The organism is Actinophytocola algeriensis, from assembly GCF_014203735.1.
GTDB lineage: Bacteria > Actinomycetota > Actinomycetes > Mycobacteriales > Pseudonocardiaceae > Actinophytocola > Actinophytocola algeriensis.
In genome coordinates this window covers 231007-248761 of the sequence record NZ_JACHJQ010000007.1, presented here as the reverse complement: position 1 = coordinate 248761, position 17755 = coordinate 231007, and the positions used below count along the sequence as shown (strand labels likewise).

Sequence of the window (17755 nt, the reverse complement as noted above, 5' to 3'; positions counted from 1 at the left end):
GGCCCGTTCGTTCCATCCTTGACGGCCCAGGGCGGGCCGGGACCGAGGAGGGAACCAGATGGCGCAGTACCTGGCGATGACCTACACCGCCGACGTGGACTGGTGGGCGCCGGAGCACGCGGAGGAGCTCGCGGAGTACCGCAAGTTCGGGGTGGACCACGCCGAGCGGATCACGCAGAGCGCCGTGCTGCACCCGACGAGCACGGCCACGGTGGTCCGGGTGGAGGGCGCGCGTGGCGGTCAGGTCGTGACCACCGACGGCCCGTACGCCGAGACCAAGGAGGCCCTGACCGGGTATTACCTGATCGAGGCCGCCGACCTGGAGGAAGCGGTCGCGATCGCGGCGGAGATCCCCGCGGCCTGGGGCGGCGCCGTCGAGGTCCGGCCGGTCATCGCGGCGCGGTAGCGGTGCGCGCGGAGCACGACACCGTCGCCGAGACGGTCCGGGTCGAGGGCACGCGCATCCTCGCGACCCTGATCCGGACCCTCGGCGACGTCGGGCTGGCCGAGGACGCCGTGCAGGAGGCGACGATCGCGGCGCTCGGCGCCTGGCCGGTCACCGGGGTGCCGCCGCGGCCGAGGGCGTGGCTGACGGTCACCGCCCGCCGCAAGGCGATCGACATCCTGCGGCGGGAGCGGGTGCGCGCGGACAAGGAACGGCTGGCCGACCTGACCCGCGAGGACGTGCCCCCGGACCACGTGGTGGCCGACGACCTCCTGCGGTTGATCTTCACGTGCTGCCACCCGTCCCTGTCCCCGCCGACCAGGGTCGCGCTGGCGCTGCGCACGCTGTGCGGCCTGTCCCCGGCACAGATCGCGAGCGTCCTGCTCACGACCGAGGCGGCCACGGCGAAGCGGCTGACCAGGGCGCGGCAGAAGATCGCCGTCGCGCGCATCCCGTACCGGGTGCCACCGTCGGCGGAGCTCCCCGCCCGGCTGCCCGCGGTGTGCGGGGTGGTCCACAGCCTCTACACGACCGGCCACGCGGACCACGACGTCGACATGTGCGCGGAGGCGGTCCGGCTGGCCGAGCTGCTGCACGAGTTGCTGCCGGACCAGCCGATGCCGGCCGCGGTGCTGGCGCTGCTGTTGCTGACCGACGCCCGCCGCCCGGCCCGGATCGAGGCGGGCGAGGTGGTGACCCTCGACCGGCAGGACCGCACGCGGTGGGACACGTGCGCGATCGGCAGGGGCATCGAGCTGCTGAACGACTCGCTGCGCCGGACGTCCGGTCAGGCGGACGCGTACCAGCTGCAGGCCGCGATCGCCGCGGAACACGCCCGCGCGGCCCGCTACGAGGACACGGACTGGGCGGAGATCGTGCGGCTGTACGACCTGCTGGTGTCGGTGGCACCGAGCGAGGCGGCGGCGCTGGGCCGGGCGGTGGCGGTGGCCGAGGCGTCGGGAGCGGCGGCGGGACTGGCACTGGCCGAGCACGTGCCGCCGAACCCGAGGGTGCACGCCGTACGCGCGGAACTGCTGGCCCGCGAACGCCGGTACGAGGAGGCGGCCGAGGCGCTTACCGCGGCCCTGGCCGGCCAGGCAACGGAACCAGAACGCGAGTACCGGCTCCGCCGCAGGGAGGAGTTTCTGGCGCTGGCCCGCGGCTGCGCGCACGAACCGTGATCGCTCCGGGGTTTCGGGAAGTCGCGGGGTGCCGAATACTCGGGTTGTGAGCAATCTGCCGACCACGCCGTTGCCGACGCCGGACGAGGAAGGGGCGCTCGGGAGCCCGATCGGGCGCGCCGCGTCGCTCATGGTGGCGTTCCTCGCGTTGCTCTGGATCGTGCAGCTGATCAACGCGGGCACGGACTACTCGCTGGCGCAGTCCGGCGGGATCCTGCCGCGGCAGGCGAGCAGCCTGCTCGACATCATCACCTCGCCGTTCCTGCACGGGAGTCTCGAGCACCTCGCAGGCAACGCGCTCCCGCTCTTCAGCCTCGGGATCATGGCGGCCATTCCCAGCCCGAAGCGCTTCCTGCTGATGACGCTGGTCGTGATCGTCATCGGTGGGTTCGGGGTCTGGCTGTTCTCGCCTGCCAACAGCGTCACGGTCGGGGCCAGCGGGGTCGTGTTCGGCTACTTCGGTTACCTGCTGCTGCGGGGGTTCGTCGACCGCAGGCCCGCGGACGTGGTCATCTCGATCGGCGTCGCGCTCGCCTACGGGTACGCGATGTGGAACTCCGTGGGCTTCGGCCGGGAAGGCGTGTCGTGGCAGGGACACGTCGCCGGGCTCGTCGGTGGCATGGCCGCCGCGCTTTTCCTGCGCCTGCCCAGGAGGAAACCGGTTGCGGAGTCGTCCGGGGACGCCTTGCCGGGGTTGCCGCCCGCCGTGTAGCCCAACGTGACGCGGCCGTCCGCACCAGGGTGTCCTTGATCGCCCTCCGTGCGCAGGTAACCTTCCGCGACGTGCCCGCCAAGCTCGTTGGCAAGGCCGTCACGGCACCGCCTCGCCCCACCAGGATCGAACCAGTACCGCTCACCACGTTGGTGGCGCGGGCAGACGCGCGTGTCCTGGGCCGGGACCGCGCCCACGACACCGCCGCCCAGGTCACCGGCGCCACGCTCCGTGCACAGCACGTGCTACCCGGTGACCTGTTCGCCGCGCTGCCCGGTGCCCGCGTGCACGGCGCCGACTTCGCCGCGGAAGCGGTGCGGGCCGGTGCGGTCGCGGTGCTCACCGACGAGGAGGGTGCCCGGCGCGCCGCGTGCAGGGACGTCCCCGTGGTCATCCACGACGACCCGCGCCAGGTGCTCGGGTCCGTCGCCGCCTGGATCTACGGCGAGCCGTCGCTGCGCCTCGCGGTCCTCGGGATCACCGGCACGTCCGGCAAGACCACCACCACGTACATGATCGACTCGGGGCTGCGTGCCGCGGGCATGACGACCGGGCTGGTCGGCACCGTCGAGACGCGCATCGCGGGGGAGCGCCAGGCGAGTGCGTTCACCACGCCGGAGGCACCCGACCTGCAGGCGCTGTTCGCGGTGATGGTGGAGCGCGGCGTCACGCACGTGCCGATGGAGGTGTCGAGCCACGCGCTCGCGCTCGGCCGGGCCAGCGGCACCCGGTTCACGGTCGGCGCGTTCACCAACCTCTCGCGCGACCACCTGGACTTCCACTCCGACATGGAGGACTACTTCCAGGCCAAGGCGCTGCTGTTCGACGGCCGGTCCACCACCGAGGTCGTGTGCGTGGACGGCGAGTGGGGCAAGCGCCTCGTCACCCCGCACACGGTCACCGTCGCCACGCAGGGCGGGGGCGACTGGACCGCGACCGGCGTCACCACGTCCTACGCGGGTGAGCAGACGTTCACCGTGCACGGGCCCGACGGGGTGACGCTGCCGGTGACGCTGCCGATGCCCGGCGCGTTCAACGTCGCGAACGCGCTCGTCGCCGCGGCCTGCCTGCACGCGGTCGGCGTGGCGCCGACGGACATCGCGGCCGGGCTCGGCTCGGTCGAGGTGCCGGGCCGCATGGAGCGGGTCGCGCTGGGCCAGGACTTCACCGCCGTCGTCGACTACGCGCACAAGCCCGCCGCGGTCGCGCTGGCCCTCGACGCCATGCGGGCGCGCACCGACGGCCGCGTGATCGTGGTGCTGGGCTGTGGCGGCGACCGCGACGTGGAGAAGCGGCCGATGATGGGTGAGGCCGCCGCCCGCCGCAGTGAGCTGCTGATCGTCACCGACGACAACCCCCGCACCGAGGACCCGGCCGCGATCCGCGCGGCGACCCTCGCCGGCGCCGAGGCGGTGCCGCCGGGGGAGCGCGGCGAGGTGCTGGACATCGGCGACCGCCGCGCCGCGATCGCCGAGGCGGTGAACCGCGCGCGCCCCGGCGACGTCGTCGTGATCGCGGGCAAAGGGCACGAGACCGGCCAGGAGATCAAGGGCGTCGTGCACCCGTTCTCCGACCACGACGAACTGCGGTCGGCGATCTGGGCCCGCCTGAACGAGGAGTCCACATGACCCGCCACGCACCGAAACCGCCGGTGCTCTCGGCCGACGTGCTGAACGGGGCTCCCCGGGCCCGGTTGAACGGACCTGTCAACCGGGTTCGTGCCGGGGGTGGGCGATGATCCCCATGACGCTGGCCGAGATCGCCGAGGCGACCGGCGGCCGTCTGCACAGTCCGGACGGCACCGCGACCGGCGACGAGATCGTCACCGGCACCGTCGAGTTCGACTCGCGCGCGATCGGCCCCGGCGGTCTGTTCGTCGCGATGCCGGGCGAGCGGGTCGACGGCCACGACTTCGCCGCGCGGGCGGTCGCCGACGGTGCCGTCGGCGTGCTCGCCGCCCGCGAGGTCGACGCGCCTGCCGTGCTCGTCCCGCCGGTCGCGGTCGACGAGCCGTCGCGCGTGTACGCGCTCGCGGGCGACACGGACGGCAGCGGCGCCGCCGTGCTCACCGGGTTCGCCGCCGTGGCCCGCGAGGTGGCGCGCAGGCTCACCGCGAACGGCATGCTGACCGTCGGGGTCACCGGCTCGGCGGGCAAGACCTCCACCAAGGACCTCATCGCGGCGTTGCTGAGCGCGCGTGGCGCCACCGTCGCCCCGCCCGGCTCGTTCAACAACGAGATCGGCCACCCGTGGACCGTGCTGCGCGCCGACGAGCACACCAAGCACCTCGTGCTCGAGCTGTCCGCGCGCGGGGTCGGCCACATCGCGGGCCTGTGCGAGATCGCGCCGCCGCGGATCGGGGCCGTGCTGAACGTCGGCACCTCGCACATCGAGGAGTTCGGCTCCCAGGAGACGATCGCGCAGGCCAAGGGCGAGCTGGTCGAGGCCCTGCCCTCGGCGCACGACGGCGGGGTCGCGGTGCTCAACGCCGACGACCCGTTCGTCGCCGCCATGGCCGCCCGCACGAAGGCCCGCGTGCTCACCTTCGGGCTCGCCGAGCACGCGGACGTGCGTGGCGCCGACGTCGAACTGGACGCCACGGCGCGCCCGTCGTTCACGCTCGTCACCGAGGCGGGCGAGGCGCGGGTCGCCCTGCTGCTGCACGGCGCGCACCAGGTCGGCAACGCACTGGCCGCCGCGGCCGTCGCGCTGGCCGCCGGGATGCCGCTCGCCGACGTGGCCGCCGGGCTGTCCACCGCGACGGCCGTGTCCGCGCGCCGGATGGCCGTCGAGACCACCGACGAGGGGGTCACCGTCATCAACGACTCGTACAACGCGAGCCCCGAGGCCACCCGCGAGGCGCTGAAGACGCTGGTGGCCATCAGCGGAGCGGGGACCGGTCGTGCCTGGGCAGTGCTCGGGCCGCTCGCCGAGATGGGCAGCGACCACGACCGGATCCACGAGGAGATCGGCCGCCTCGCCGCGGACCTGGCCGTCGACCGGCTGGTCGTGGTCGGCGCGGCCGCGCAGCCAATGCACCGAGGTGCGAGCCGTGCCGGCTCGCGAGGAGAGGAGCCGGTCCTGGTGCCCGATGTCAACGCCGCGGTCGACCTGCTGCGCGCCGAGCTGCGCGCGGGCGACGTGGTCCTGGTCAAGGCCTCCAACGCGCAGCGCCTCTGGCGGGTCGCGGACGCGCTCCTGGGGAGCCGCGCGTGATCGGCATCCTGCTCGCCGCCGCCATCGCCCTCATCGTCTCCATCATGTTCACGCCCTACCTGATCCGGGTGTTCTCCCGGCAGGGCTTCGGGCAGGAGATCCGCGAGGAAGGGCCGCAGGGGCACAAGTCCAAGCGCGGCACCCCGACCATGGGCGGCGTCGCGATCCTGGTCGCCATGGTGGTCGGCTACTTCGCCGCCCACCTCGTGACCTCGCTCGTCTCGGAGGACAGCGAGGCGCCGACCGCGTCCGGGCTGCTCGTGCTGTTCCTGACCGTCGGCCTCGGCCTCGTCGGCTTCCTCGACGACTTCATCAAGATCCGCAAGCAGCGCAACCTCGGGCTGAACAAGACCGCCAAGATGGTCGGCCAGCTGGTGGTGGCCGTGGCGTTCGCGATCCTCGCGGTCAACTTCGCCGACGACTACGGGTTCACGCCCGCGTCGGTGAACCTGTCGTTCGTCCGCGACCTCACGATCGTCTCGTTCGGCACCATCGGGTTCATCGTCTTCTGCTACCTGCTGGTGTCCGGCTGGTCGAACGCGGTGAACTTCACCGACGGCCTCGACGGTCTCGCGGGCGGCTCGTCGGCGATGGTGTTCGGCACCTACGTGGTCATCACGTTCTGGCAGTTCCGCTACAACTGCGGCGCCGCCGACCCGACCGTCGGCTGCTACAACGTGCGTGACCCGCTGGACCTCGCGGTGGTGGCCGCCGCGGCCATGGGCGCGTGCATCGGCTTCCTGTGGTGGAACGCGGCCCCGGCGAAGATCTTCATGGGTGACACCGGTTCGCTCGCCCTCGGTGGCCTGGTCGCCGGTCTGTCGATCACCACGCAGACCGAGCTGCTGATGGTCATCGTCGGTGGTCTGTTCGTGGTCGAGATGCTGTCGGTGGTGCTGCAGATCGCGGTCTTCCGCACCTCACGGCGAAGACTCTTCCGGATGGCGCCCTTCCACCACCACTTCGAGCTCGCCGGGTGGGCGGAAACCACGGTGATCATCAGGTTCTGGCTGCTCGCCGGGATCTGCGCGATGTTCGGTCTCGGCCTCTTCTACTCGGAGTGGCTGACCGCGGTCGGCAGCTGACATGTTCGCCGCCAAGCAGGTTCTCGTCGCAGGCGCGGGCGTCACCGGCAAGTCGGTGGCGGCCGCCCTGCTCGAGCGCGGTGCGCACGTCACCGTCACCGACGCGGCCGCCGACCGGCTCACCGGCCTGCCGGACGGCGTCGCGACCGTCGCCGGGCTCACCGCCCCGCCCGTGGGCACGGACCTGGTCGTCACCAGCCCCGGCTGGCCGCCGACCGCGCCACTGCTCGTCGCGGCCGCCGAGGCGGGGGTCGAGGTGCTCGGCGAGGTCGAGCTGGCCTGGCGGCTCGGCCAGGCGCTCGAACACCCACCCGTCTGGCTCGCGGTCACCGGCACCGACGGCAAGACCACCACCGTCGGCATGCTCGAGGCGATCCTGCTCGCGTCTGGCGCGAAGGCGGTGGCCTGCGGCAACATCGGCCTGCCCGTGGTCGACGCGGTCCTCGGTGGCTACGACGTGCTCGCCGTCGAGCTGTCCAGCTACCAGCTGCACTGGCAGTCGTCCATGCGCGCGCACGCCGCCGCCGTGCTGAACGTCGCCGAGGACCACATCGAGTGGCACGGCACGATGGCCTCCTACGTCTCCGACAAGGGCAAGATCTACGACGGTGCCGCGCTCGCGGTCTACAACGCCGACGACGTCGAGTCGGAACGCCTCGCGGCCGACGCGCCGGAGCGGGTCAGCTTCACGACCGGCACCCCCGCGGCGGGCCAGTTCGGCGCGACCGACGGCTGGCTCGTGCACGGCGACCTGCTGCTCGTGCCGGTCGCCGAGGTCCGGCCCGTCGGGCCGCACAACGTCGCCAACGCACTCGCCGCGGCCGCGCTGGCCAGGGCGTACGGCGTGTCACCCGAGGACGTCCGCGCCGGGCTCAACGCCTTCCGGCCACCGGCGCACCGGGTCGAGCTGATCGCCGAAGCAGGCGGCGTCCGGTACGTCAACGACTCCAAGGCCACCAACACCCACGCCGCGCAGGGCTCGCTCGGCGCGTTCGAGTCGGTCGTGTGGATCGCCGGTGGTCTCCTGCACGGCGCGCAGGTCACCGACCTGGTCGCCGAGGCGGCGCCCCGGCTGCGTGGCGCGGTCCTGATCGGAGTCGACCAGGACGTGTTCGCCGCCGCACTCGCGCGACACGCGCCGGATGTGCCGGTCCATCGCGTCCCTTCACGAGACGATGACCCCATGCTCACTGCGGTGCGCGTGGCGAACGCGATGGCCTCTGCAGGCGATGTGGTGCTGCTCGCGCCCGCCGCCAAGTCCCACGACCTCTTCGCCAGCTACGTGCACCGCGGCACGGCCTTCGCCGACGCCGTGCGCGACGTGCTGGCGGAGCGCGGATGACGGCACTCGAGGAGTCGAAGAACACCAAGAGCGAGTCCGACGGCAAGACCGACCGCAAGGAGCGCACCGGCCGCCTCGGCGCCATCCGCACCGCGCTCACCGCGTGGCTCGGCCGCCCGCTCGCGTCGTTCCACCTGATCCTCGCGATCTGCGTGCTGCTGATCGTCATCGGCCTGGTGATGGTGCTGTCCGCGTCCGCGGTCATCTCCATCAACCAGGGCAGCTCCGCGTACACGGTGTTCGGCAAGCAGGTCGTGTTCGTGCTGGTCGGGCTCGTGCTGTTCTGGATCGGCGTGCGGGTGCCGCTGCAGCGGATCCGCGCGTTCAGCCCGATCGCGCTGTGGGTGTGCGTGCTGCTGCTGGTGCTCGTGCTCACCCCGCTCGGTTCGACGCTCAACGGCACCCGCAGCTGGTTCCGGGTCGGGCCGCTGTCGGTGCAGCCGGTCGAGTTCGCCAAGCTCGCGCTCGCGTTGTGGGGCGCGCACATCCTCGTCGTCAAGCGCGGCCTGCTGCACCAGTACCGGCACCTGCTCGTGCCGGTCGTGCCCGCCGCGCTGGTCATGTTCGCGCTGGTCATGCTGCAGCCCGACCTCGGCGGCACCGTCACCCTCGGCGTCGTGCTCATCGCGCTGCTGTGGTTCGCGGGTGCCCAGCTGCGGCTGTTCGGCGCGCTCGCGCTCGGCGGCCTGGCCGGCGTGGTCCTGCTGGCCATCGGCACCAACTACCGACTGGCCCGCGTGGTGTCGTTCCTCAACCCCGGCGAGGACAGCCTGGGCGCCGACTACCAGTCCGACCAGGCCCTGTACGCGCTCGCGGAAGGCGGGCTGTTCGGCAAGGGCATCGGGCAGGGCCAGTCGAAGTGGGAGTACCTGCCCAACGTCCACAACGACTTCATCTTCGCGCTCATCGGCGAGGAGCTGGGCTTCCTCGGCTCCGCGCTGGTGCTCGGCCTGTTCGGCATGCTCGCGGTCACCGGCATGCGGGTCGCCACCCGCAACATCGACCCGTGGATCCGGATGGTCTCCGCCACGCTGACCGTGTGGCTGGTCGCCCAGGCCGCGATCAACATCTGCTACGTGGTCGGGTTGTTGCCGGTCACGGGCATCACGCTGCCCTTGATCTCCTCCGGTGGCACGTCCGTCGTGACCACCATGCTGGTGTTCGGCGTCCTCGCGAACTGTGCGCGGCATGAGCCCGAAGCAGTGGCCGCACTACGCTCTCAGGGGCCGGGCCGATTCGGCAGGCTGATGCGGCTCCCCGCCCCGGAGCCCTACCAGCCGCCGGTCAGGCGCAAACCGGTCCGGCCACCCGCCACGCAGCGAGGCTCCGCCGGTCGCTCCGCCGGTCGTGGCACAGCTCGTGTCACCGCCCGAGGTCGGCCGCCCGCCCCGCGCCGCAGACTAGGAGGACGTTCTTGACCACCCCTGCCAACCGTGGACCCTGCGTCGTCGTCGCCGGGGGAGGGACCGCGGGGCACATCGAGCCCGCGCTGGCCCTGGCCGACGCGGTGCGCCGGATCCGGCCGGACGCGCGCATCGTCGCGCTCGGCACCGAGCGCGGCCTGGAGAAGCAGATCATCCCGGCCCGCGGCTACCAGCTCGAGATGATCCCGCCGGTCCCGATGCCCCGCAAGCCGAACGTCGACCTGCTGAAGCTGCCGCTCAAGGTCCGTTCCGCGATCAAGCAGACCCGTGAGGTGCTCGACCGCGTCGGCGCCGACGTCGTCGTCGGGTTCGGTGGCTACGTCGCCCTGCCTGCCTATCTCGCGGCTCGCGGGCGCACCCCGATCGTCGTGCACGACTCCAACGCCAAGGCCGGTCTCGCGAACAAGATCGGCGCCCGGTACGCCGAGCGCGTCGCGGTCGCCGTGCCGGGCACGGGCCTGCCGAACGCCGAGGTGATCGGCATCCCGCTGCGTGGCTCGATCATCGGTCTCGACCGGTTCCGCCTGCGTGCGCAGGCCCGCCAGTTCTTCGGGCTGCACCCGACCGCGCCGACGCTGCTGGTGTTCGGCGGCTCGCAGGGCGCGCGGACGATCAACAACGCGGTGTCGGCGTGCGCGGAGATCTTCGGGCAGCGCGGCATCGGCGTGCTGCACGCCCACGGCCCCAAGAACTCCCTTGCCGTGCAACAGGTCCCCGGTGCGCCGCGCTACGTGTCCGTGCCGTACCTGGAGCGCATGGACCTCGCGTACGCGGCCGCCGACGCGGTGCTGTGCCGGTGCGGTGCGATGACCGTCGCCGAGGTGTCGGCCGTCGGGCTGCCCGCGGTGTACGTGCCGTTGCCGATCGGCAACGGTGAGCAGGCGCTCAACGCGCGGCCGTCGGTCGACGCGGGCGCCGCGCTGATGATCTCCGACGACGAGCTGACGCCGCAGCGCACCGCGGAGACGGTCGTGCCGCTGCTCACGGACCCGTTGCGGCTCAAGAAGATGAGCGCCGCCGCACAGGGCACCGGGCACCGGGAGGCCGCGGACGTGCTGGCGCGCATGGTGCTGGAAGTGGTGGGCAAGTGAGCGGAGCCTGCGGAGCGGACCACCGCGTGCGCGGGTCGCGCGAGGCGTGCGAGGAGCGGTCGTGACGGGTTCTCTGGATCGGGTCCACCTGGTGGGTATCGGCGGTGCCGGGATGAGCGGCATCGCCAGGATCCTGCTCGACCGCGGCGCGGCGGTGTCCGGCTCCGACGCCAAGGAGTCGCCGACGCTGATGACGTTGCGGGCACAGGGCGGGCGGGTCGCGGTCGGTCAGGCCGCCGGGAACCTGGACCTGCTCGACGGCGGGCCGACGACGGTCGTCGTGTCGTCCGCCATCAAGCCCGACAACCCGGAGCTGGTGGAGGCGCGGGCCCGAGGGCTCGAGGTGCTGCACCGCTCCGCCGCGCTCGCCGCGCTGATGGACGGCCACCGCATCGCCTGCGTCGCCGGTACGCACGGCAAGACGTCCACCACGTCGATGCTCACGGTCGCGCTGCAGCACTGCAGGCTCGACCCGTCGTTCGCGATCGGCGGCGACCTCAACGAGTCCGGGTCCAACGCCCACCACGGCGCGGGCGGCATCTTCGTGGCGGAGGCCGACGAGAGCGACGGGTCGTTCCTGGCGTTCTCGCCGTCGGTCGCGGTCGTGACCAACGTGGAGCCCGACCACCTCGACCACCACGGCACCGCCGACGCCTACAACGCGGTGTTCGAGTCCTTCGTGGACCGTGTCACCGAGGGCGGCGTCCTCATCGTGTGCGCCGACGACCCGGGTGCCGCCGCGCTCGGCCTGATCGCCGAGAGCAAGGGCGTGCGGGTCCGCCGCTACGGCCGGGCCGCCACGGACGTGACGATGACCGGCTACGAACCCGGCGGGGACTCCGGCGCAGCCGGGGTGGCCGGCGTGCTGCTCGACGGCACCGAGGTCGAGGTCAGGGTCGCGGTGCCGGGTGAGCACATGGCCCTCAACGCACTGGGCGCGATCATCGCCGGCCTGGAGCTCGGTGCCCCGCTCGAGGGCCTGCTGGAGGGCATCGCGACCTTCGGTGGCGTGCGGCGGCGGTTCGAGTTCACCGGCCGGGCAGGCGGCGTGCGCGTCTACGACGACTACGCCCACCACCCGACCGAGGTCGCCGCGCAGCTGCGGGCCGTCCGCCCGGCCGCCCAGGGCGGCAAGGTCGTGGTGATCTTCCAGCCGCACCTGTACTCGCGGACCAGGCTGTTCGCGAAGGAGTTCGGCGAGGCCCTCGGCCTGGCCGACGAGGTCGTGGTCCTGGACGTGTACGGCGCACGGGAGCAGCCGGAGCCGGGCGTGAACGGGCAGCTCATCGTGGACAACGTGCCGCTGCCCGCCGACCGCGTCCGGTTCGAGGGGTCGTTCGAGCGCGTGCCCGCGCTGGTGGCGTCGCTGGCCGGCGAGGGCGACCTGGTGCTGACCATGGGCGCGGGTGACGTGACCATGCTCGGTCCCGAGCTGATCGCCGAACTGGACCGCCGGGTCCGGGCCTGATGTCCGGCACGGCCCGCGGCGGCGACCGCTCCCGGGGCAGGACCGGGGGAGCGGCCGACGGCACCCGCGAGTCGTGGAGCCGGGGCAGGCGCCGTCCCACTGAGCGGGCCGATGCCGACACCACCGAGAGCACACCACGGACCGACAGCGCGGCACGGACCGGCGGCACTGCACGGACCGGCGGCGCGGCACGGACAGGCGGCACCCGCACCACGCGCACGCGTGCCGGTGCCGCCGCCGCGCGCCGCGCGGAGCGGGACCGCGCCCGCGTCCGGGCCGACACCACCCGCGACTCCAGCCGCACGCTCAAGCGGCGCACCCGTCCGGCGGCTCCCCGGTCCGAAGGCGGCCCGACCCGCGGCCGGTACCTGGCCCGCCGGTGGGTCGCGGTGCTGGCCGTGCTCACCGTGGTCGCGGTCGCCTACCTGGTGATGTTCACGTCACTGCTCGGCGTGCGGTCGGTCGAGGTCGTCGGCACCGAGGAGATCCCGGAGGCCGACGTGGTGGCGGCCGCGGCCATCGAGCACGGCACACCCATGGTCCGCCTCGACGCCGAGGGGGCCGCCGCCCGCGTGGCGACACTGCCGAGGGTGTTCGAGGTCGTGGTGGAGCGGTCCTGGCCCAGCACGGTCCAGATCATCGTCACCGAGCGCAGCCCGGTCGCCGTCCGCAAGGCGGGGGCGGAGATCCACCTGATCGACGCCACCGGCCTCGACTACGCGGTCACCAGGACCGCTCCGCCGGGGCTGCCCACCCTGGCCATGGACGACATCCGCCCGGACAACCCCGCCGCCAAGGCCGCGGTCACCGTCCTCGGCGCCCTCCCCAAGCAGCTCAGGACCCACATCGTCACCGTCACCGCGGACACCCCCGGCGACGTGCGCCTCACCCTCGCCGACGGCCGCGTCGTCAAGTGGGGCAATGCCCGCGACAACGCCCGCAAGGCGGCCGTCCTCGCTCCGCTGCTCACCCGGCCGGGCAAGACCTACGACGTCGCGACCCCCGACTTCCCGACGGTGTCCGGGTAAAGCACGCGAGAACCGCTGGTCCGCTGCGGCAGGATGCCCGGCATGACCTCGACTGAGACCAGACCAGAACCACCCGGGGTGGCGGGGGAGCGCGAGCAGCTCGCCGGGTTCCTCGACTTCCTCCGCAGCGCTGTCGTCATGAAGGCCGAGGGCCTCACCGACGAACAGGCCCGCCGCGCGCTCGTGCCGTCCGAGCTGACCACCGTCGCCGGTTTGGTGGCGCACCTCACCTACGTCGAGCAGTACTGGTTCGGGGTGCTGTTCGCGGGCAGGCCCGACGAGTGGCGGGACCGTTTCGCGGAAGACCCGGATGCCGAGTTCACCGCCGGGATGCGCACGCCGCTGGCTGACCTGATCGCGAACTACACCGCGGAATGTGCCCGGAGCAGGGCGGTGGCCTCGGAACTGGACCTCGACGCGACCGCGACGCACAAGGGCGAACCGGTCAACTTCCGCTGGGCCCTGATCCATATGATTGAGGAGACCGGGCGCCATGCCGGTCACCTGGACCTGCTCCGCGAGCTGCTTGACGGCAGCACCGGCGAGTAGCCGAAGGGTGAATGGCACACACAACATCGCAACTACGCGGCGTGGCGGCTGGAAACGGGAACGGTCCATGCATACCGTCCTGATTCGACGTCAGCGCTTGACATAACTCTAAGTCTCTCGTAGAGGTTCAGGGTTTACGTCTCGCGACTGTCTCGGGGAACAGCACAAGGCTTCAGATCAGGAAGGCGGCCCGATGACGCCCCCGCACAACTACCTGGCGGTGATCAAGGTCGTCGGAATCGGCGGCGGTGGGGTCAACGCTGTCAACCGCATGATCGAGGTCGGCCTCAAGGGCGTCGAGTTCATCGCGGTCAACACCGACGCGCAGGCTCTGCTCATGTCCGACGCCGACGTCAAGCTCGACATCGGCCGCGAACTGACCCGTGGCCTCGGCGCGGGCGCGAACCCCGAGGTCGGCCACAAGGCCGCGGAGGACCACCGCGAGGAGATCGAAGAGGTCATCAAGGGCGCCGACATGGTGTTCGTCACCGCGGGTGAGGGCGGCGGCACCGGCACCGGCGGCGCGCCGGTCGTCGCGTCGATCGCACGCAAGCTCGGTGCGCTCACCATCGGTGTCGTCACGCGCCCGTTCGCGTTCGAGGGCAAGCGCCGCGCGCGCCAGGCCGAGGAAGGCATCACCGAGCTCCGCAACGAGTGCGACACGCTCATAGTGATTCCCAACGACCGCCTGCTGCAGCTCGGCGACGTCGGCGTCTCGCTGATGGACGCCTTCCGCTCGGCCGACGAGGTCCTGCTGTCCGGTGTCCAGGGCATCACCGACCTGATCACGACCCCGGGTCTGATCAACCTGGACTTCGCCGACGTCAAGAGCGTCATGTCCGGCGCGGGCAGCGCGCTCATGGGCATCGGCTCCGCCCGCGGCGAGGGTCGCGCGGTGCAGGCCGCGCAGAAGGCGATCAACTCGCCGCTGCTGGAGGCGTCCATGGACGGCGCCCACGGCGTCCTGCTCGCCATCGCCGGTGGCTCGGACCTCGGCCTGTTCGAGATCAACGAGTCCGCGTCGCTGGTGCAGGAGGCCGCGCACCCCGAGGCCAACATCATCTTCGGGACGGTGATCGACGACTCCCTCGGCGACGAGGTCCGCGTCACCGTGATCGCGGCAGGCTTCGACAGCGGCACGCCGACGCACAAGAAGCTCGACCCGACCATGGTCAGCTCCCGCGGCACCAGCACGGCCTCGGCCCAGTCCGGCGAGGTGAACCGCCCGGCACCGGAACGTCAGGAGCCGCCGGCGGCCGCCCCGCAGACCCCGGCGCCCGCACCGGTGCAGCAGCACAGCGCCCCGGTCACGCCGAACCCCCAGCCGCAGGCCACCGCGAACCCGAGCCCTCCGGCGCCGAGCACGCCGCAGACCGCCCCGCCACCCCGGCAGGCCGCGGTCGGCTACTCGAACCCGATGGGCAACGCGAGCGTCCCGCCCTCGGCGTCGCCCCGGCCGCGTCCCGCCGGTACCTCGGGCAGCCTGCCGCCCCGCGCGGTCCCGGTGACCGACGAGCCGGACGACGACGGGGTGGACGTCCCGCCGTTCATGCGCCGCTGACCAGACAACGTCGCAAAGGCACGTCGCCCGCGCTGAGAAGGTGACGAGGTGTCTCCCGGCAATCAACCGCACCTCAGGGGAACGTGACGGCACTCAGCCACCAACCACGCGCCCCTCGGTACCGTTCGCTGGAACGTGACCAACACTTTTAAATGCGGGGTGGCGGTATTGATCAGGCGTGTGGTGACGACGCGCGCGGGCGGCCGGTCCAAGGCGCCCTACGAGTCGTTCAACCTCGGCGGTGGCGTCGGTGACGACCCGGAGGCGGTCGCCGCCAACCGGGCGCGGCTCGCCGACGAGCTCGGGCTCGGCCGGGACCGGCTGGTCTGGATGGAACAGGTGCACGGCCGCAACGCCGAGATCGTCGACGGCCCGCGCACCGAAGCCGTCGAGGCCACGGACGCGATCGTCACCACCGAGCCGAACCTCGCGCTCGTCGCGCTGTGCGCCGACTGCGTGCCGGTCCTGCTCGCCGACCCCGGGGCGGGCGTCGTCGGCGCCGTCCACGCGGGCCGGGTCGGCGCCCGCGTCGGCGTGCTCCCGGCCGCGCTCGCCGCCATGGAGAAGGCCGGCGCGAGCGTCGACCGGATCGAGGTGCTGCTCGGTCCTGCCGTGTGCGGAGAGTGCTACGAGGTCCCGGCCGCCATGCAGGCCGACGTCGAGGCGCACCTGCCGGGCAGCGCGACCAAGACCCGCAAGGGCACCCCTGGCCTCGACATCCGCGCCGGTCTCTGGCAGCAGCTCGCCGACGCCGGTGTCGCCAAGATCGGGATCGATCCGCGGTGCACGGTGGAGGACAAAACGCTGTTCAGTCACCGCAGGGACGGCACCACTGGGCGATTGGCCGCGCTCACGTGGCTCGACCCGACGGACGCGTCATGACCGATCGGCGAGCGGAGATCGCGGCCGCGCTCGACACCGTCCGTGAGCGGATCACGGCCGCCTGCCGGGCCGCCGGGCGCGCGGAGAACACCGTTCGGCTCATCGCGGTCACCAAGACGTTCCCGGCCTCGGACGCCGCCCTGCTGACCGACCTCGGCGTCGTCGACCTCGGCGAGAACCGTGAGCAGGAAGCCGGTACCAAGGTCGCTGACCTGCGGGAACTGCGCCCGGACGCGACAGTGCGGTGGCACATGCTGGGCCGGCTGCAGCGCAACAAGGCCCGTGCCGTCGCCCGCTGGGCCGCCGAGATCCAGTCCGTCGACTCGGACCGGCTCGTGGACGCCCTGGACAAGGCCGTGCGCAACGCGCGGGAGGCTGGCGACCGGACCACCCCGCTCGACGTCCTGGTCCAGGTGAGCATCGACAGCGACCCGGAACGGGGCGGAGCGCCACTCGACACGCTGATGCCGCTTGCCGATCATGTCGCCCGTTCGAGTGAATTACGGTTGCGCGGACTGATGGCTGTGGCCCCGCTCACCATGACCCCGGACGAGGCGTTCGAGCGCCTCGCGCGGGCCTCCGATCGCCTGCGTGAAGATCATCCGGAGGCCACGGAACTGTCCTCTGGGATGACCGGTGATCTCGAATCGGCCGTTACTCACGGTTCGACCTGCGTGCGTGTCGGAACCGCGTTACTGGGTACCCGTGGCCTAGCCTCGCCATAACACGTTGAGGGAACCGCACGCACCGAGGGCAGGGGTATGGGCACGCTGCAGAAGCTGAAGGCCTACTTCGGCATGGTCCCTGCCGACGAGTACGACGGCTACGACCTCGATGACCTGGACGAATACGGCGACGACTACGGCGACCGCGCCGGGCACGGCCGCGGCTACCGACGTCCCGAGTACCTCTCCGACGAGGACGACTACGACCCCTACGGCGAGCCACCGCGCAGGCGCGGTTTCGGTCGCCGGGGCGACGACGCGCGCTACGAGGACGGGTACGAGACGGAGCTCTCGGCGCGCGCCGACTTCCCGGCTCGTTCGGCTGCCAGGCCGCGTGCCGCCTGGGCCGCGGAAGCACCGACCCAGGGTGCGCTGGCCGTCGAGCCGCGCCCGGCGCCGCGGCCGCTGCCGCGTCCCGAGCCAGCGGCCAAGCCGAGCACCGGGGGGTACCCGATGGGGCGGATCGTGACCGTGCACCCGACGGGCTTCGCGGACGCGCGCACCATCGGTGAGCACTACCGGGACGGCACTCCGGTGATCATCAACCTCACCGAGCTCGACGACGCCGACGCCCGCCGACTGGTCGACTTCGCCGCCGGTCTCGTGTTCGCCATGCGGGGCTCGATGGACAAGGTGACCAACAAGGTGTTCTTGATCTCACCGCCCAACCAGGACCCCACTGCCGAGGACAAACGGCGCATAGCGGAGGGCGGGTTGCTCAACCGACAGTGAGAGATGGCAGAGTTGACACGTGGATCCCGTGCGGCTTGTCTTGTATTGGGTACTGTTCGTCTTCTGGCTGTTCCTGACCGCGCGAGTCGTGGTGGAGCTCGTCCGAGCGTTCTCGAGGGAGTGGCGCCCGGCCGGCGGGGTTGCGGTAACGCTGGAGACCATCTACACAGTGACCGATCCTCCGGTTCGCTTGGTCCGTCGGTTGATACCGATGGTCCGGATCGGAGGCGTAGGGCTGGACCTATCGATTATGGTGCTGCTGTTGGTCGTGTTCATACTGATGCGACTGGCCTATCCCGGTTAGTGGGGAAACC

Annotated in this window: 17 protein-coding genes; all 17 read left to right on the top strand. The window is 72.1% G+C overall.

Annotation, left to right across the window (positions count from 1 at the left end):
• Window positions 1-58: 58 nt before the first annotated feature.
• The 17 genes from FHR82_RS32410 to FHR82_RS32330 all read left to right on the top strand — a co-directional run bounded on the left by FHR82_RS32410 (window position 59) and on the right by FHR82_RS32330 (window position 17745).
• The gene (locus FHR82_RS32410; protein WP_184814404.1) at window positions 59-406 is read left to right on the top strand and encodes a YciI family protein; all 348 of its coding nucleotides are present in this window, start codon (window positions 59-61) and stop codon (window positions 404-406) included.
• Between the two features lie 2 nt (window positions 407-408).
• Window positions 409-1626 carry an RNA polymerase sigma factor gene (locus tag FHR82_RS32405; RefSeq protein WP_184814403.1) on the top strand — a complete coding sequence of 406 codons (1218 nt, stop codon included), beginning with the start codon at window positions 409-411 and terminating at the stop codon, window positions 1624-1626.
• 46 nt (window positions 1627-1672) lie between these two features.
• Entirely contained in the window at window positions 1673-2338 is a 666-nt protein-coding gene (locus FHR82_RS32400) for a rhomboid family intramembrane serine protease (protein WP_221464540.1), read from the top strand.
• Window positions 2339-2409: 71 nt separating this feature from the next.
• Entirely contained in the window at window positions 2410-3966 is a 1557-nt protein-coding gene (locus tag FHR82_RS32395; RefSeq protein WP_184814402.1) for a UDP-N-acetylmuramoyl-L-alanyl-D-glutamate--2,6-diaminopimelate ligase, read from the top strand.
• 106 nt (window positions 3967-4072) lie between these two features.
• Window positions 4073-5554 carry a UDP-N-acetylmuramoyl-tripeptide--D-alanyl-D-alanine ligase gene (locus tag FHR82_RS32390; RefSeq protein WP_184814401.1) on the top strand — a complete coding sequence of 494 codons (1482 nt, stop codon included), beginning with the start codon at window positions 4073-4075 and terminating at the stop codon, window positions 5552-5554.
• On the top strand, window positions 5551-6639 hold the full coding sequence (mraY, locus tag FHR82_RS32385; protein WP_184814400.1) for a phospho-N-acetylmuramoyl-pentapeptide-transferase: 1089 nt from the start codon (window positions 5551-5553) through the stop codon (window positions 6637-6639). Before FHR82_RS32390 ends, mraY begins: the two co-directional genes overlap by 4 nt.
• Window position 6640: 1 nt before the next feature.
• Window positions 6641-7981 carry a UDP-N-acetylmuramoyl-L-alanine--D-glutamate ligase gene (gene murD, locus FHR82_RS32380; protein WP_184814399.1) on the top strand — a complete coding sequence of 447 codons (1341 nt, stop codon included), beginning with the start codon at window positions 6641-6643 and terminating at the stop codon, window positions 7979-7981.
• Window positions 7978-9399 carry a putative lipid II flippase FtsW gene (gene ftsW / locus FHR82_RS32375; RefSeq protein WP_184814398.1) on the top strand — a complete coding sequence of 474 codons (1422 nt, stop codon included), beginning with the start codon at window positions 7978-7980 and terminating at the stop codon, window positions 9397-9399. Before murD ends, ftsW begins: the two co-directional genes overlap by 4 nt.
• Window positions 9396-10496: an undecaprenyldiphospho-muramoylpentapeptide beta-N-acetylglucosaminyltransferase gene (gene murG, locus FHR82_RS32370; protein WP_184814397.1), complete on the top strand. Its 1101-nt coding sequence runs from the start codon at window positions 9396-9398 to the stop codon at window positions 10494-10496. The genes ftsW and murG overlap by 4 nt, the downstream gene beginning before the upstream one ends.
• Window positions 10497-10542: 46 nt before the next feature.
• The gene (gene murC / locus FHR82_RS32365; RefSeq protein WP_184814396.1) at window positions 10543-11964 is read left to right on the top strand and encodes a UDP-N-acetylmuramate--L-alanine ligase; all 1422 of its coding nucleotides are present in this window, start codon (window positions 10543-10545) and stop codon (window positions 11962-11964) included.
• On the top strand, window positions 11964-12992 hold the full coding sequence (locus FHR82_RS32360) for a cell division protein FtsQ/DivIB (RefSeq protein WP_184814395.1): 1029 nt from the start codon (window positions 11964-11966) through the stop codon (window positions 12990-12992). Before murC ends, FHR82_RS32360 begins: the two co-directional genes overlap by 1 nt.
• A 42-nt stretch (window positions 12993-13034) precedes the next feature.
• Complete coding sequence (locus FHR82_RS32355) at window positions 13035-13541, top strand: DinB family protein (RefSeq protein WP_184814394.1); 507 nt, start codon at window positions 13035-13037, stop codon at window positions 13539-13541.
• Between the two features lie 193 nt (window positions 13542-13734).
• Window positions 13735-15102 (top strand): cell division protein FtsZ, encoded by a 1368-nt coding sequence (gene ftsZ, locus FHR82_RS32350; RefSeq protein ID WP_184814393.1) that lies wholly within the window; start codon window positions 13735-13737, stop codon window positions 15100-15102.
• Between the two features lie 168 nt (window positions 15103-15270).
• Window positions 15271-15984 carry a peptidoglycan editing factor PgeF gene (gene pgeF, locus FHR82_RS32345; protein WP_221464538.1) on the top strand — a complete coding sequence of 238 codons (714 nt, stop codon included), beginning with the start codon at window positions 15271-15273 and terminating at the stop codon, window positions 15982-15984.
• Window positions 15981-16709: a YggS family pyridoxal phosphate-dependent enzyme gene (locus tag FHR82_RS32340; protein ID WP_184814392.1), complete on the top strand. Its 729-nt coding sequence runs from the start codon at window positions 15981-15983 to the stop codon at window positions 16707-16709. Before pgeF ends, FHR82_RS32340 begins: the two co-directional genes overlap by 4 nt.
• Before the next feature lie 36 nt (window positions 16710-16745).
• Window positions 16746-17441: a cell division protein SepF gene (locus FHR82_RS32335; RefSeq protein ID WP_184814391.1), complete on the top strand. Its 696-nt coding sequence runs from the start codon at window positions 16746-16748 to the stop codon at window positions 17439-17441.
• A 19-nt stretch (window positions 17442-17460) separates the two neighbouring features.
• Window positions 17461-17745: a YggT family protein gene (locus FHR82_RS32330; RefSeq protein ID WP_184814390.1), complete on the top strand. Its 285-nt coding sequence runs from the start codon at window positions 17461-17463 to the stop codon at window positions 17743-17745.
• The last annotated feature ends 10 nt before the right edge of the window (window positions 17746-17755 follow it).